This is a genomic window from Pantoea sp. EKM21T, assembly GCF_011800405.1.
In the GTDB taxonomy this organism is placed as follows: Bacteria; Pseudomonadota; Gammaproteobacteria; order Enterobacterales; family Enterobacteriaceae; genus Pantoea; species Pantoea agglomerans.
Genome location: NZ_JAALFV010000014.1, coordinates 60,203 through 76,697 on the forward strand (window position 1 = coordinate 60,203; position 16,495 = coordinate 76,697).

The window sequence follows — 16,495 nt, forward strand, 5'->3', positions numbered from 1 at the left end:
AGAATTCAGCGGTTTTTTAATGTCTGAGAACCATTATGTCTACCACCTTGTTTAAAGAGTTCCAGTTCGAAGCCGCGCATCATCTACCGAATGTGCCGGCCGGACACAAATGTGGCCGTCTGCACGGTCATTCGTTCCTGGTTCGTCTGGAGATTACCGGCGAAGTGGATGCGCATACCGGCTGGGTTATGGATTTTGCTGAGCTGAAGGCGGCGTTTAAGCCGGTCTACAATCGGCTGGACCACTACTATCTGAATGATATTCCCGGCCTGGAAAATCCCACCAGCGAAGTGCTGGCGAAATGGATCTGGGATCAGATGAAGCCGCAACTGCCGCTGCTTAGCGCGGTGATGATCAAAGAAACCTGCACCGCAGGCTGCGTTTACCGCGGCTAACCCTGTCGGATCGAACTCTTCGATCCGACGCGGCTCTTCTCTCCGTCCTGCCTCTGACGCTCAACACTTCCCTGTGGTTAACGGCTCATTGCGTGCCGCTTTATCAGGATCAGGCGATATTGAGATATTTATGGGTCTGCATCGACAGACGCCAGTTACGAGCAATGCAGGTCTCAATACAGAGCCGGGTTGCATCATCTTTGCGGCTGATTGGCTGCAGGGCGATGATACGCGCTTTGGTGTCATCAATGCCTGCCAGCAGCCGATCCAGCGCTTCCACATCACGCTCGCGCGCCACCGGATGCTTGATTTCATCGGCCCGGCTCAGCGCCTGGGGCAGCACATCGTAGCCGCCGCGCATGTTGACCTTCGGCGAGACGGTCACCCAGGTCCGTTCAGAACAGTGAATCTCGTGGGTTCCGCTGGTCTCAATCTGGCACTGGAAACCGTGCTGCTCCAGCGCAGTGGTTAACGGACGCAGATCGTAAATCGCCGGTTCACCACCGGTGATGACCACATGACGCGCCGTCCAGCCCTGCTGCGCAATGGCACTCACCAGGGTCGCCGCGTCGGCATCCCCCCAGGCGTCGCTTTCCACCGTCTTGATCAAAATATCGCCCAGCGACGTTTCCCGATCTGTCCGCTTTTCCCAGGTGTGTTTGGTATCGCACCAGCTACAGCCCACCGGGCATCCCTGCAAACGAATGAAAATGGCAGGCACGCCGGTGTAATAACCTTCGCCCTGCAGTGTCTGGAACATTTCGTTAATCGGGTATTGCATTACGGACTCGCTTGAAAAAAACAGGGCGCTGATTATGGCAGATTTGCCGCGCAGCTCAACCACGCGTTGTGCCTTTTCTCCGCGCCGGACAAAACCCAAAAGAGGGGCTTCAGACGGCTGACAGGCTCAGAACGTGGATGGCCAGGACCGAAGAGCAAAGCGTCCCGCGCTCAGGACAAAAACGCCGGAAGCGTTTTTGAACAACGCAAAGCGTTGGCCCGGTAACGGGCGCACTTCAGGGATGAGGTGCGTAATCGCGCGAACCGGGCCGGCAGAGATGCCGCTTTGGCGATCGGGCCTTGCCATCTGCGTCTGCTCACCGCCACCAACAAAAAGCCCCGCACAAGGCGGGGCTTCAGAGGCCGATGATGTCACTTAGCGCGACATCAACGCACAGTCATTACTGACCTTTAACTTCTTTCAGACCGTTGAATGGCGCTTTAGAACCCAGCGCTTCTTCGATACGGATCAGCTGGTTGTACTTAGCAACACGGTCAGAACGGCTCATTGAACCGGTTTTGATCTGGCCCGCTGCAGTACCTACCGCCAGGTCAGCGATGGTCGCATCTTCGGTTTCGCCTGAACGGTGAGAGATCACGGCAGTGTAGCCCGCGTCTTTCGCCATTTTGATCGCAGCCAGAGTTTCGGTCAGAGAACCGATCTGGTTGAATTTGATCAGAATGGAGTTAGCGATACCTTTATCGATACCTTCTTTCAGAATTTTGGTGTTGGTAACGAACAGGTCATCACCCACCAGCTGGATTTTGTCGCCCAGTACTTTGGTCTGGTAAGCGAAGCCGTCCCAGTCAGATTCGTCCAGGCCATCTTCGATAGAAACGATCGGATACTGTTTAGTCAGATCTTCCAGGAAGTGGGTGAACTCTTCAGAGGTAAACGATTTACCGCCTTCACCGGCCAGAACGTATTTGCCATCTTTGTAGAACTCAGATGCCGCACAGTCCATCGCCAGGGTGATGTCTTTGCCCAGCTCGTAGCCTGCTGCTTTTACCGCTTCAGCGATAACAGCCAGCGCTTCGGCGTTTGAACCCAGGTTAGGCGCGTAGCCGCCTTCGTCACCCACTGCAGTGCTCATGCCTTTGCTTTTCAGCACTTTTGCCAGGCTGTGGAACACTTCAGAACCCATACGGATGGCTTCTTTCAGGTTCGGAGCGCCAACCGGCTGGATCATGAATTCCTGGATGTCGACGTTGTTGTCGGCATGTTCGCCGCCGTTGATGATGTTCATCATTGGCAGTGGCATAGAGTATTTGCCTGGGGTGCCGTTCAGTTCAGCGATGTGCTCATACAGCGGCTGACCTTTAGAGGCTGCAGCGGCTTTAGCAGCTGCCAGTGAAACAGCCAGAATGGCGTTAGCACCGAAGTTAGATTTGTTCTCAGTACCGTCCAGGTCGATCATGATCTTATCGATGTTCGCCTGATCTTTCGCGTCTTTGCCTTTTACCGCTTCAGCAATCGGACCGTTTACTGCAGCAACGGCTTTGGTTACGCCTTTGCCCAGATAACGTGATTTGTCACCGTCACGCAGTTCCAGCGCTTCGCGTGAACCGGTAGAGGCACCTGATGGTGCAGCTGCCAGGCCTACGAAACCGCCTTCCAGATGCACTTCAGCTTCAACAGTCGGGTTACCACGTGAGTCGATAATTTCGCGACCGATGACTTTTACGATTTTGGACATTACGATTTTCCTCAGTACAAGTTAGTCAATCCTAAGACAAGCAACGCGCGAAAAGTTCGCGCGCTGCCTGTGAAACTTACTTCGCTAAACGCTTCTGATGCTCATGTGCGGCTTTAACAAAGCCGGCAAACAACGGATGGCCGTCGCGTGGGGTCGAGGTAAACTCAGGATGGAACTGGCAGGCCACAAACCACGGATGGTTCGGGATCTCGATAATCTCAACCAGTTGATCATCACCAGAGCGACCTGCTACGCGCAGACCGGCTGCTTCAATCTGCTTTAACAGCATATTGTTCACTTCATAGCGGTGGCGATGGCGCTCAACGATAGTGTCAGAGCCGTAGAGCTGGCGAACCTGGCTGCCCGGCGTTAACTGACACTGCTGGCTGCCCAGACGCATCGTGCCGCCCAGATCGCTCTGCTCGCTGCGGACTTCGACGTTGCCATCTTCGTCACGCCATTCGGTGATTAATGCCACCACCGGATATTTACAGTCTGGCACAAATTCCGTGGAGTTGGCGCCCGGCATCCCGGCGACATTACGGGCGAACTCCATCAGCGCAACCTGCATGCCCAGGCAGATGCCGAGGTACGGCACGTTGTTTTCACGTGCATACTGCGCGGTCATCAGCTTGCCTTCCACGCCACGGTAACCGAAGCCACCCGGGATCAGAATCGCATCCAGATCTTTCAGTAATTCGACACCGCGTGATTCAACATCCTGCGAATCGATCAGTTTGATGTTCACGGTGACGCGATTTTTCAGGCCGCCATGTTTCAGCGCTTCGATGACCGACTTGTAGGCATCCGGCAATTCCACATACTTGCCCACCATACCGATGGTGACTTCACCACCCGGATTGGCTTCTTCGTAGATCACCTGCTCCCATTCGGCCAGATTGGCTTCCGGTGCATTCAGGTTGAAGCGCTTGCAGATATAGTCATCCAGGCCCTGCGATTTCAGCATGCCAGGAATCTTGTAAATGGAATCAACGTCTTTCAGCGAGATAACCGCTTTTTCAGGGACGTTACAGAACAGGGCGATTTTAGCGCGTTCGTTGGCCGGTACGGCACGGTCAGAACGGCAAATCAGCACGTCTGGCTGAATACCAATCGACAGCAGCTCTTTCACCGAGTGCTGGGTCGGTTTGGTTTTCACTTCACCGGCAGCCGCCATATACGGCACCAGCGTCAGGTGCATATACATGGTGTGTTCGCGGCCCACATCAACGGCCATCTGGCGAATCGCTTCCAGGAACGGCAGTGATTCGATATCCCCGACCGTGCCGCCGATTTCGACCAGTACCACATCATGACCTTCACCGCCTTCAATAATGCGCTCTTTGATGGCGTTGGTGATGTGCGGAATAACCTGAATGGTTGCGCCCAGATAGTCGCCACGGCGCTCTTTGCGCAGGACTTCTGAGTAGATACGGCCAGTGGTGAAGTTGTTACGACGCGACATTTTGGTACGGATGAAGCGCTCGTAGTGACCCAAATCCAGATCGGTTTCAGCGCCGTCATCAGTGACGAAAACTTCACCGTGCTGCGTCGGGCTCATGGTGCCTGGATCCACGTTGATATACGGGTCCAGCTTCATGATGGTCACGTTCAGACCACGGGCTTCGAGAATGGCTGCGAGGGAGGCTGCGGCAATGCCTTTACCCAGAGAGGAAACGACCCCGCCGGTCACAAAAATATAATTCGTTGTCATGCTGAACCTGAGAGTTTAGGTTTAAAGACGGTGGAATAACCAGGACGGGAAAACAGTATACTGGAAACCGCTATCAGCCACAATTGATGAATCACCGCCATCCTCCAACGCATTGCTGCGGCTAACATAGCCGATAGCCGCCAATGAAATGTTGACGTGCGTCACAAAGTTGCCGTCAGGCTGAATCGAGTAAGCGAAAGCGGTGACTTTATGCACAGCGCTGGAATAATCAGCGCTTCTCGCCCCGTTTCACTTGCTGCCAGGCGGCCTCCATCTGCTCCAGCGTGGCACCCGGCATACTTAACCCCTGTGCAGCGATGATCGCTTCGACTTCGCGGAAGCGGCGCTCAAACTTGTCGTTGGCCTTTTGCAGCGCAGTTTCCGCTTTGCTGCCCAGATGGCGCGACAGGTTAACCGTGGCGAACAGCAGGTCGCCAATCTCCTCTTCCAGCTTCTCACCATCCACCACGCTCTGCTGTGCCTCGTGCATCACTTCATCAATCTCTTCATGCACCTTAGCCACCACCGGCCCCAGCGTGGTCCAGTCGAATCCGACATTGTGACAACGCTTCTGAATCTTGTGGGCGCGCATCAGTGCGGGCAGTGCCTTAGGGATATCATCCAGCGCCGAATGCTGGGCTTTGTCAGCCCGCTCAGCGGTTTTTATCGCTTCCCAGTTTTTCAGCACTTCGCTGCTGGTTTCTGCTGTGGCATCGCCAAAAATGTGTGGATGACGGCGCTCCAGCTTGTCGCTGATTGCGTGGCAGACATCCTCAAAATTAAAGCGATCCTGTTCGCTGGCCATCTGCGCATAGAACACCACCTGAAACAGCAGATCGCCCAGCTCACCGCGCAGATCGTCAAAATCTTCGCGCTGGATAGCGTCCAGCACTTCGTAGGTCTCTTCCAGCGTATAGGGCGCGATGGTGGCGAAGGTCTGTTCACGATCCCACGGACAGCCATGTTGTGGATCGCGCAGGGTTTTCATTATGCCAAGCAGGCGCTCAATAGCGTTCATTCAGGAGGATCCTTGATTAGTGAGATGACAGGCAACGGGCGAAGAGGCAAAGCGTACAACACGGCAGGACGCTATTCACCGCGTCCGGCCGTGTCTGGTGGTGCAGAAAACGCCTGCGCAACCTCCAGCTGCCGGTTGCCTCAGTGCCTGCCTGAATATCAGTGCAGGCGACGGGCGTCAATGATATCAGAGACCTGGTTCAGACGCGCCAGGACACGTCCCAGTACCTGATGGTTGTAGATCTCGATATCCATGTCGATGGTCGCCAGCTGTTTTTTGGTGTCGCTGCGGCTTGAGACGCCCAGGACATTCACTTTCTCGTTGGCGAGAATGGTGGTGATGTCACGCAGTAAGCCGCTGCGATCGTTGGCGGTCACGCGCACCACCAGCGAATAGCCGCTGGAGTAACTTTCGCCCCACACCGCATCGACGATACGTTCCGGCGCATGCGAAATGAGTTCAGCCAGCTGGTCGCAGTCGGCGCGGTGAATAGAGATGCCGCGCCCCTGGGTGATGAAGCCGACAATATCATCCCCCGGAATCGGCTGGCAGCAGCGGGCAATGTGGTGCATCAGGTTGCCCACGCCTTCCACGACGACGCGTCCGCTCTCTTTGCGTGAAGAGGGAGTGTACGATTTCTGGGTCAGCTGGCGCAGCGCTTCGCGATCTTCCTCTTCGGCGCTCGGCTTGTTCAGCTTCGCCTGCAGGAAGTTAACCATCTGGTTAAGACGAATATCGCCGCCGCCAATCGCCGCCAGCAGCTCTTCAAGCGAGGTGACGTTATAGCGCGGCAGCAGCAGTTTTTCGGCTTCGCGCAGGCTGATATCCAGCTGATTCAGTTCGTTATCCAGAATCTGCCGTCCGGCGATAATATTCTTGTCGCGATCCTGCTTGCGGAACCAGTTGTGGATCTTCGAGCGTCCACGGTTGGTGGTGATGTAGCCCAGATTCGGATTGAGCCAGTCGCGGCTCGGGTTCGGCTGCTTCTGGGTGATCACTTCAACCTGATCGCCCATCTGCAGCTGGTAGGTGAACGGCACGATGCGGCCACCGATTTTCGCGCCGATGCAGCGGTGACCGATGTCGCTGTGAATATGATAGGCAAAGTCGAGCGGCGTCGATCCAGCGGGCAGATCCACCACGTCGCCTTTCGGGGTAAAGACGTAGACCCGGTCATCGAACACCTGGCTGCGGACCTCTTCCAGCAGTTCGCCGGAGTCCGCCATCTCTTCCTGCCAGCTGATGAGCTTACGCAGCCAGGCGATCCGCTCTTCATGACCGGCCGCGCCACGCGCGCTGCTGGAAGTTGGCCCCTCTTTATATTTCCAGTGCGCCGCCACGCCCAGCTCGGCATCTTCATGCATCTGGCGGGTACGGATCTGGATCTCCACCGTTTTGCCCTGCGGCCCTAACACCACCGTATGAATCGACTGGTAGCCGTTGGGTTTGGGGTTAGCGACGTAGTCATCGAATTCACTGGGCAGATGGCGATAGAGCGTATGCACCGTACCCAGCGCACCGTAGCAATCCTGCAGGCGATCGGCGACGATGCGCACCGCCCGCACGTCAAACAGCTCATCAAAGGCCAGCGATTTTTTCTGCATCTTGCGCCAGATGCTGTAGATATGTTTCGGACGGCCATAGACTTCGGCGCGCACGCCCTCTTTGACCATCTCTTTGCGCAGATTGCTGACGAAGTTTTCGATGTACTGCTCACGGTCAATACGCCGCTCATGCAGTAATTTGGCGATGCGCTTATATTCGTCGGGATGCAGGTAGCGGAAGCAGTAATCTTCCAGCTCCCATTTGAGCTGACCAATACCGAGACGGTTGGCCAGTGGCGCATAGATATTGGTGCTCTCTTTGGCGGCCAGTACCCGCTCATCTTCCGGCGCATCTTTCATTTCGCGCAGGTTCATGATGCGTTCAGCCAGCTTCAGCACTACGCAGCGGAAATCTTCTACCATCGCCAGCAGCATGCGGCGAACGTTATCCACCTGTTCAGAGGCCATGGAGTCGTTGTGGATCGCTTTCAGCTGGCGGATAGCGTCCATATCGCGCACGCCGTGTACCAGCGAGACAATGCCTTTGCCGACTGCGGTTTCCAGCTCCTCTTCACTCACCACTTCATCGTTAGCCAGCGGGAAAATCAGCGCCGCACACAGGCTTTCGATATCCATGCTGAGCATTGAGAGGATTTCAACCATCTCAATACCGCGCCACAGCAGCAGCGACTGATCAGGATGGCCCTGCGTCTGCGCTTCGCAGTAGCGCCAGGTCTCGGCCACACGTTGACATGATTGCGGGTTGGCAATACCGAGACTGGCGATCCACTGGTCGAGGGCGAAATCCCCCTCAGTATTTAAATGCGCACTTCTGACCGCAACCATAACCTCTCCTGCACAACGACATACATCGCTTATGTTTTTCTGAACAGCACCATGGATTCGAGATGACGGGTATGTGGGAACATATCCAGCATCGCGACCCTTTCCAATTGGTAGCCTGCAGACAGCAATGTCTGGCTGTCGCGGGCGAGTGTGGTGGGATTACACGAAACATAGACCACGCGATCTGGTGCAAGTTTAACCACATGCGCCATTACGCCCGCAGCCCCGGCGCGTGCCGGATCGAGTAATACCTTGTTAAATCCCTGTGCCGCCCACGGCTGGCGCGACACTTCTTCTTCCAGATTATGCTGATAGAAACTGACATTTTTAAGATTATTCAAATCAGCATTATACGCTGCCTGCCGCACTAATGCTGCAATCCCCTCCACACCAACCACATTATGTACGAAGATTCCTATAGGAAGTGTGAAGTTTCCCATGCCGCAAAACAGATCCAGCACCCGGTCTTCCGGCTGCAGATCGAGCCAGGCAATTGCCTTCGCGACCATCTGCTGATTAACACCATCGTTAACCTGAATAAAATCCTGTGGGCTGAAGGTTAGCTTAAGCTGGTGAGATTGATAAAACGGCGTCGACTCATTTAACGCACTCAACTCTTCCTCGCCCGCATCCAGGAACAGCATCAGCTGATGCTTATGCGAAAACTGTTCCAGTTTTTCACGGTCATCCGCATGCAGCGCATCAAGATGGCGCAGAATCATCAGCGGCCCGTTGTCTGCCAGCACCAGCTCCACATGCCCGAGACGCCTGACGGCGCGTAAGTCACTGAGACACTGGTGCAATGGAACCAGTAAAGCCTCAAGTTCGGGCACTAAAATGGGGCATTGCTGAATATCAACCAGATCGTTGCTGGCTTCCTGACGGAAGCCCATCTGCAACCGCTGCGCCTTATTTTGCCATTGCAGCCCCAGACGGGCGCGACGACGATAGCCCCAGGGCTGACCGGCGATCACCTCATCCACCGCCACGTCTTGTGCGGCGGCCTGACGCAGCATCCGGCTCAGCGCCTGGGCTTTGCTCTGCTGTTGCAGCGCCACATCGGCATGCTGCTGCTGGCAGCCGCCGCAGCGTTCATAATGTGGGCAGCGCGGCGTGACGCGCGCCGGACTGCGGCTAATCAGTCGTGTCACTTTCGCCCGGGCAAATTGACGTTTATCCTCTGTCAGCATGACCTCCGCCTGTTCCCCAGGCAGGGCACCGGCGACAAAAAGGGTTTTGCCCTTGTGACGCGCCACCCCTTGTCCGAACGGATCAAGCGCCTCAATGGTGACGGTGATCCGTTGTTGCGTCGTCACGCGCTGTTTTGCAACGTAAAATTGCGCCATAGTGTTATTAATTCTCTTTATCGAAAACGACCTGCATTGTTTTTGTCGACAGCATGCACAGGGACGTTAATGCCGGAGTAGCCAGGCGACTATTATGACCAAATACAGCCTGCGGGCGCGAATGATGATTTTAATTCTGGCACCCACGCTGATGGTTGGCCTGCTGCTCAGCTCATTTTTTGTGGTGCACCGCTACAATGAACTGCAGCGCCAGGTTATCGATGCCGGAGCCAATATCATTGAACCGCTGGCGATCTCCAGCGAATACAGCATGACCTGGCACAACCGTGACGCCATGCGTGAACTGGTCAGCCTGCTGCACCGCCGCCATTCGGGCATCGTCCGGGCGATCTCGGTGTTTGATAATCACAACCAACTCTACGTCACCTCCAATCACAAGCAGAACCTCAGCCTGCTGCAACAGGATGATATCCGCGCCCTGCCCGACGATGTCTCCATGGAGCGTCACGGCAACGTATTGATTCTGCGCACTCCGATCACCACCGAGCGTTACGATGTGGATGAATTGCCGGACGAAGATGCCAAGCCGTCGGGCAATCCGCTGGGCTACGTGGCGATAGAGCTGGATCTGCAGTCGGTGCGCCTGCAGCAGTACAAAGAGGTGTTTGTCGCCACGCTGATGCTGCTCTTCTGCCTCTGCCTGGCCATGCTATTTGCCTATCGTCTGATGCGTGATGTCACCGGCCCGATCCGCAATATGGTCACCACCGTTGACCGCATCCGTCGCGGCCAGCTCGACAGCCGCGTTGAGGGATACATGCTGGGTGAACTCAGCATTCTGAAAAACGGGATTAATGCGATGGCGATGTCGCTGACCGCCTATCACGAAGAGATGCAGCACAATATCGATCAGGCGACCTACGATCTGCGAGAGACGCTGGAACAGCTGGAGATTCAGAACGTTGAGCTGGATCTGGCGAAGAAACGCGCCCAGGAAGCGGCGCGTATCAAATCTGAGTTTCTGGCCAATATGTCGCATGAGCTGCGGACGCCGCTTAATGGCGTGCTGGGCTTTACCCGGCAGATGCTGAAAACCCAGCTGCGCACCACCCAGCGCGACTATATGCAGACCATTGAACGTTCAGCCAATAACCTGCTTAGTATTATCAATGACGTGCTCGATTTCTCGAAGCTGGAAGCGGGCAAACTGATGCTGGAGGCGATCCCCTTCCCGCTGCGTGCCACACTGGATGAAACGCTGGTGCTGCTGGCCCCGTCGGCGCATGACAAAGGGCTGGAGCTGACGGTGGTGTGTGACAGCAGCGTGCCGGACAACGTGATTGGCGATGCGCTGCGCCTGCAACAGATTCTGATTAACCTGATCGGTAACGCGATCAAGTTTACCGAGAAAGGGTATATCGGCCTGCGTGTCGGACAGCGGGTGATTACGCAGTCGCGCGTCGAGCTGGAGATTCAGGTTGAAGATAGCGGTATCGGCATCTCTGAGCAGCAACAGACACAGCTGTTCCAGGCGTTCCGTCAGGCTGACGCCAGCATTTCGCGCCGTCATGGCGGCACCGGGCTGGGGCTGGTGATCACCCAGAAACTGGTGCGGGAGATGGGCGGCGAAATCACCTTCAGCAGCCAGCCGGACAAGGGCTCCACCTTTGTGATTCGCGTGCAGCTGGATCTCAATCCCAATGCGCCCGGCATGCCACGCGTGCTGGATGCGCTGTCACATGCGCGCATTGCCTATGTTGAAGCGGATGCTAACGTTGCCAGCGCAGCACTGGAGATGTTGAGCGCCACACCATTGCAGATCGATTACAGCGAAACGCTGGAGGGTTTAAAAGCGTCTCACTATCCGCTGCTGCTGATGGCGATGCCGGTCGACATCAGTCAGCCCGAGCTGCTCAATGAACGCATGATTAATGCGCTGCTGGATCGGGCCGACAACGTGCTGATGGCGCTCCCCAGCCCGATGATGTTGCTGGCGGATGAACTGAAGGTACGCGGCATTGACGGTTGCATCGCTAAACCGATCTCCCTGACGCGACTCCTGCCGATGTTACTGGATCTGCATACCCGTCAGATCAGTGAACTGCCGCTTTCACCCCGGCTGCCGCTGACGGTGATGGCGGTGGATGATAATCCCGCCAACCTCAAGCTGATTGGCGCGCTGCTGGAGGAGCAGGTGCAGAACATCCTGCTGTGCAGCAGCGCCGAACACGCCATCCGTGAGGCACGTCAGCAGTCGCTGGATGTGATTCTGATGGATATTCAGATGCCGGATATCGATGGCATTCGCGCCAGCGAAATTATCCGCAGCATGCCGCATCATGCCAGTACACCGATTGTGGCGGTCACCGCCCATGCGATTGATGGCGAGCGTGAACAATTGATCAAGGCGGGCATGAATGACTATCTTGCCAAACCGATTGATGAGAGCAAGTTAAGACAGTTGCTGGCGCGCTATACGCCACCACCGGTGGTCACCGTGCCGGAGCTGCTGCCAATATTACCCACGCTGGACTGGCAACTGGCGCTGCGACAGGCGGCGAACAAAGCCGATCTGGCGCGCGATCTGCTGCGGATGCTGCTGGAATTTTTACCGGAAGTGCATGCGAAGATGGCGCAGTTTATGTCGACCAATGAGGTCAACGCCCTGCGTGAGATTATTCACAAGCTGCACGGCAGTGCCAGCTACAGCGGCGTGCCGCGCATGAAGCAACTCTGCCATCAGCTGGAAAGAGAGCTGCTGGAGGCCAGCGATATCGCTGCGCTGGAGCCGGAACTGCTGGAGCTGCAGGATGAGATGGAGAACGTCGCCCGAGAAGCCCGCCAGCTGTTAGGGATTGGATAAGGCTGGCGGTGAGTTAAACCCGGCCGATGTGGAGTGGCCGGGTAATGCTGGTGGTTAGTTAAACCCGGCCAGCTTTAACGTGGCTGCCACATTACGCGCCGTCATCTCAACATTCTTTCCGGCGCTGGCGAGTGCCTCATCCAGGGAACAGATGCTGTAGAGCACGCTGAATACCGCATCGATCCCGTGCTGATGCACCACGCCGACATCGGCCGTCAGGCTTCCGGCGATGCCAATCACCGGCTTATTAAAGCGCTTTGCCACGCTGGCGACGCCGATCGGCACCTTGCCATTAATACTCTGGCTGTCGATACGCCCTTCACCGGTAATTACCAGGTCAGCATCTTTTACCTCTTCCGCCAGCCCCAGCGCTTCAGTAACAATCTCAATGCCGCGCCGCAGCTCTGCCTGACAGAAGGCGTGCAGCGCCGCCCCCATACCGCCCGCTGCGCCGCCGCCCGGAATATGCAGCACATCAATATCGAGATCGCGGTGAATAATCGCGGCGTAATGGGCCAGCGCCTGATCGAGCTGCTGCACCAGCGCCGGTGTCGCCCCTTTCTGCGGGCCGAAAATGGCCGATGCACCCTCTTTGCCCGTCAGCGGATTCGTGACGTCACAGGCCACTTCAATGCGGCACTGATGAATGCGGGCGTCCAGCGCGTCAATATCGATGCTGGCAAGATCGGCGAGTGCACCGCCACCGTGACCGATCTCGCAGCCCTGGTCGTCCAGCAGCCGGGCGCCCAGCGCCTGCATCATGCCGGCTCCGCCATCATTGGTGGCGCTGCCGCCGATACCAATGATGATGTGGCCGACCCCCTTATCCAGCGCATGTCTGATCAACTCGCCGGTGCCAAATGAGGTCGTTATCAGCGGGTCACGCTGCGATGCAGGCACCCGCTCCAGTCCACTGGCCGCTGCCATTTCGATATAGGCGGTGGACTCATCGCCGGACAGGCCATAGAAGGCGTCAACCTCTGTTCCCAGCGGCCCCGTCACCTTCAGCCTGACGATTTTTCCCTTCGTCGCCGCCACCATCGCTTCTACCGTTCCTTCACCGCCGTCGGCGACCGGTATTTTCACGTAATGCGCATCGGGAAAGATGTCACGGAAACCCGCTTCAATCGCCGATGCCACATCCAGGGCGGATAAACTCTCTTTATATGAATCCGGTGCGATTACGATTTTCATAGGCAATCCGAGCGCAGTTGAGTAATTGAAACGGCTCTGAACCAGTCCGGTTTCCGCAGAGACCGACACCGGGTTTTAGCGGGCGATTTCAACCTTCGCTAACTTCTCATAATAGCAGGCCAGCGCGCTGTGGTCGGCGCTACCCTGTCCGTCGTTACGCAGCGCCTGCATCATCTCCATCACCGCCGCCGTTAGCGGCAGATGCGCGCCGATGCTGTGCGAGGTATCCAGCGCGTTCGCCAGATCTTTGATATGCAGGTCAATGCGGAAGCCGGGTTTGAAGTTGCGATCCATCACCATGGGCGCTTTGGCATCCAGTACCGTACTGCCGGCCAGGCCGCCACGAATCGCCTGATAGACCAGATCCGGATTCACACCCGCTTTGGTCGCCAGTGATAACGCCTCGGACATCGCCGCAATATTCAGCGCCACAATCACCTGGTTGGCCAGCTTAGTCACGTTACCCGCACCGATGTCGCCGGTATGCACCACCGATCCCGCCATCGATTTCATGATGTCGTAGCAGGTATCGAACACCGCTTTATCACCGCCGACCATCACAGAGAGCGTGCCTTCAATCGCTTTAGGTTCACCGCCACTGACCGGCGCATCCAGCATTTTGATCCCTTTTTCTGCCAGCGCATCGTGGACTTCACGGCTCGCCAGCGGCGCAATGGAGCTCATGTCGATGACCACCAGGCCTGGCTTCGCCCCTTCGATAATGCCATTTTTACCCAGGCAGACTTCGATGACCTGCGGCGAGTTGGGCACCATGGTAATCACCACATCGCACTGCTCAGCCACCTCTTTTGGCGATTTCGCCACGGTCGCGCCCAGTTCAGTCAGTTCCGCTTCGTTGTCAGCGTTATGATCGCGCACCACCAGCGAATAACCGGCTTTCACCAGATTTTTACTCATTGGTTTGCCCATAATACCCAGGCCGATAAATCCAATTTTCATTGCGTTTCCCCTTGATTGATTAGCGCTTAAATTTGTCGCATAACGCCTGAGAGGCGTTGCGGAACATACCGACATCGCTGCCGACGGCGACAAAAGTGGCACCCCACTCCAGATAACGACGCGCGTCCGCTTCCACCGGTGCCAGAATGCCGCTCGGCTTACCGGCGGCTTTGGCGCGTTCAAAAATGTGTTTAATCACTTTCAGCACTTCAGGATGCGCGGGCTGACCGAGATAGCCCAGCGCAGCAGAGAGATCGCCCGGCCCGACAAAAATACCGTCGACACCGTCCACCGCCGCGATGGCGTCAATGTTGTCGACCGCCTGCTGGGTTTCGATCTGCACCAGCACCGTGATGTTGTCATTGATGGTGCTGTTGTAATCCGGCAGGGTGCCGTACATGTTGCTGCGGTGCGAAACCGAGACACCGCGAATGCCGGCTGGCGGATAGCGGGTTGAGGCGACGGCACGCACTGCTTCCTCTTCGGTCTCGACAAATGGCACCAGGAAGTTGTTAAACCCGATATCCAGCAGACGCTTAATGATCACCGGCTCGTTGCAGGGCGGACGCACCACGGGCGCACTGTGGCTGCCTTTAAGCGCCATCAGCTGCGGCACAAACGTGGTGATATCGTTGGGCGCGTGTTCGCCATCCAGGACCAGCCAGTCAAAACCGGCCAGCCCTAAAATCTCGGTAGAGATCGGGCTGGCAAGCGCACACCAGCTGCCGATCAGGGTTTCACCCGCTAACAAACGACGACGAAATCCATTTGGCCAGGCTGCATTACTCATGGTTAAACTCCTGTGACGATGGCTCCCCGTGGGGAGCCGAAAAGGTTAACGTACCAGGCAGGGACGTTTGTTGTCGTAGGTCCATCCCGGCACTAAAAATTGCATCGCTTCGGCATCGTCACGCGCGCCCAGCCCCTGCTTCTGATAGAGCGCGTTGGCCTGCATTACCTGATCCATATCCAGCTCGACGCCGAGACCGGGCTTCTGCGGTACCTGCACCATGCCGCCTTTGATCTGGAATGGCTCTTTGGTCAGGCGCTGATTGCCCTCCTGCCAGATCCAGTGGGTATCAATGGCGGTGATCGCGCCCGGCGCGGCAGCGGCGACGTGGGTGAACATCGCCAGCGAAATGTCGAAGTGGTTATTGGAGTGCGAGCCCCATGTCAGGCCGAAGTCGTGACACATCTGTGCTACCCGCACCGAACCCTGCATGGTCCAGAAGTGCGGATCTGCCAGCGGAATGTCCACCGACTGCAGCGACAGGGTATGGCCCATCTGACGCCAGTCGGTGGCGATCATATTGGTGGCGGTTGGCATGCCGGTGGCGCGGCGGAACTCCGCCATCACTTCACGGCCGGAGTAACCCTGCTCCGCGCCACAGGGATCTTCTGCGTAGGCGAGCACATCTTTGAGCTGTTTGCCGAGCATGATCGCCTCGTTGAGCGACCAGGCCCCGTTGGGATCAAGGGTGATACGGGCTTCAGGAAAACGCTTAGCCAGCGCGGTGACCGCTTCGGCCTCTTCGCCGCCGCGCAGTACGCCACCTTTGAGTTTGAAATCGTTGAAACCATATTTCTCATACGCCGCTTCCGCCAGCCGCACCACCGTCTCCGGGGTTAGCGCTTCTTCGTGGCGCAGGCGATACCAGTCGCAGGGATCGCTCTCCTGGCTCTGGTAAGAGAGGGACGTTTTGCGGCGGTCGCCGATGTAGAAGAGATAGCCGAGCATCTCAACGCGGTCGCGCTGCTGTCCGTCGCCCAGCAGCGAGGCCACATTAACCTCCAGATGCTGACCCAGCAGGTCGAGCAGCGCCGCTTCAATGCCCGTCACCACATGAATAGTGGTGCGCAGATCGAAGGTCTGGGTGCCGCGCCCGCTGGCATCGCGGTCGGCGAAGGTGCTGCGCACCAGGCTGAGAATGTTTTTGTATTCGCCCACGGTTTTGCCAATCACCAGCGACGCCGCATCTTCCAGCGTCTGGCGGATTTTTTCGCCGCCCGGGATTTCGCCGACGCCGGTGTGTCCGGCGTTATCTTTGATAATCACAATGTTGCGGGTAAAGAATGGCGAGTGAGCGCCGCTGAGGTTCAGCAGCATGCTGTCGTAGCCTGCGACCGGAATAACCTGCATGGCGGTGACTTTCGGTGTTGAACTCATCTCCTGCTCC

Annotated in this window: 12 protein-coding genes; 2 read left to right on the forward strand and 10 right to left on the reverse strand. The window is 56.7% G+C overall.

Annotation, left to right across the window (positions count from 1 at the left end):
- The first annotated feature begins 35 nt into the window (after nucleotides 1-35).
- Entirely contained in the window at nucleotides 36-395 is a 360-nt protein-coding gene (queD, locus tag HFD87_RS21290; protein ID WP_010248568.1) for a 6-carboxytetrahydropterin synthase QueD, read from the forward strand.
- Nucleotides 396-504: 109 nt separating this feature from the next.
- Here the strand turns inward: queD and queE are convergent, their stop codons facing one another.
- From queE to rlmD, 6 genes are all read right to left on the reverse strand, one after another.
- Nucleotides 505-1,176, reverse strand: a complete 672-nt coding sequence (queE, locus tag HFD87_RS21295) for a 7-carboxy-7-deazaguanine synthase QueE (RefSeq protein ID WP_010248569.1) — start codon at nucleotides 1,174-1,176, stop codon at nucleotides 505-507.
- Nucleotides 1,177-1,576: 400 nt separating this feature from the next.
- Nucleotides 1,577-2,872: a phosphopyruvate hydratase gene (gene eno / locus HFD87_RS21300; protein WP_010248571.1), complete on the reverse strand. Its 1,296-nt coding sequence runs from the start codon at nucleotides 2,870-2,872 to the stop codon at nucleotides 1,577-1,579.
- Between the two features lie 76 nt (nucleotides 2,873-2,948).
- Nucleotides 2,949-4,586: a glutamine hydrolyzing CTP synthase gene (gene pyrG / locus HFD87_RS21305; RefSeq protein ID WP_010248572.1), complete on the reverse strand. Its 1,638-nt coding sequence runs from the start codon at nucleotides 4,584-4,586 to the stop codon at nucleotides 2,949-2,951.
- Nucleotides 4,587-4,815: 229 nt separating this feature from the next.
- Nucleotides 4,816-5,604 carry a nucleoside triphosphate pyrophosphohydrolase gene (mazG, locus tag HFD87_RS21310; protein ID WP_010248574.1) on the reverse strand — a complete coding sequence of 263 codons (789 nt, stop codon included), beginning with the start codon at nucleotides 5,602-5,604 and terminating at the stop codon, nucleotides 4,816-4,818.
- Nucleotides 5,605-5,762: 158 nt separating this feature from the next.
- On the reverse strand, nucleotides 5,763-7,994 hold the full coding sequence (gene relA / locus HFD87_RS21315; RefSeq protein ID WP_010248576.1) for a GTP diphosphokinase: 2,232 nt from the start codon (nucleotides 7,992-7,994) through the stop codon (nucleotides 5,763-5,765).
- A 29-nt stretch (nucleotides 7,995-8,023) separates the two neighbouring features.
- On the reverse strand, nucleotides 8,024-9,340 hold the full coding sequence (gene rlmD, locus HFD87_RS21320; RefSeq protein WP_022623802.1) for a 23S rRNA (uracil(1939)-C(5))-methyltransferase RlmD: 1,317 nt from the start codon (nucleotides 9,338-9,340) through the stop codon (nucleotides 8,024-8,026).
- A 94-nt stretch (nucleotides 9,341-9,434) separates the two neighbouring features.
- On the opposite strand from rlmD, the gene barA reads away from it, so the two are divergent.
- Nucleotides 9,435-12,164 (forward strand): two-component sensor histidine kinase BarA, encoded by a 2,730-nt coding sequence (gene barA, locus HFD87_RS21325; protein WP_010248580.1) that lies wholly within the window; start codon nucleotides 9,435-9,437, stop codon nucleotides 12,162-12,164.
- 54 nt (nucleotides 12,165-12,218) lie between these two features.
- On the opposite strand, the gene HFD87_RS21330 is transcribed toward barA, so the two are convergent.
- From HFD87_RS21330 to gudD, 4 genes are all read right to left on the reverse strand, one after another.
- The gene (locus HFD87_RS21330; RefSeq protein WP_158131413.1) at nucleotides 12,219-13,358 is read right to left on the reverse strand and encodes a glycerate kinase; all 1,140 of its coding nucleotides are present in this window, start codon (nucleotides 13,356-13,358) and stop codon (nucleotides 12,219-12,221) included.
- Nucleotides 13,359-13,433: 75 nt separating this feature from the next.
- Nucleotides 13,434-14,318 carry a 2-hydroxy-3-oxopropionate reductase gene (garR, locus tag HFD87_RS21335; protein WP_010248583.1) on the reverse strand — a complete coding sequence of 295 codons (885 nt, stop codon included), beginning with the start codon at nucleotides 14,316-14,318 and terminating at the stop codon, nucleotides 13,434-13,436.
- 19 nt (nucleotides 14,319-14,337) lie between these two features.
- Nucleotides 14,338-15,108, reverse strand: coding sequence for a 2-dehydro-3-deoxyglucarate aldolase (gene garL, locus HFD87_RS21340; RefSeq protein ID WP_010248585.1), 771 nt, complete (start codon nucleotides 15,106-15,108; stop codon nucleotides 14,338-14,340).
- A gap of 45 nt (nucleotides 15,109-15,153) precedes the next feature.
- Nucleotides 15,154-16,485 (reverse strand): glucarate dehydratase, encoded by a 1,332-nt coding sequence (gene gudD, locus HFD87_RS21345; protein WP_010248587.1) that lies wholly within the window; start codon nucleotides 16,483-16,485, stop codon nucleotides 15,154-15,156.
- Between the last annotated feature and the right edge of the window lie 10 nt (nucleotides 16,486-16,495).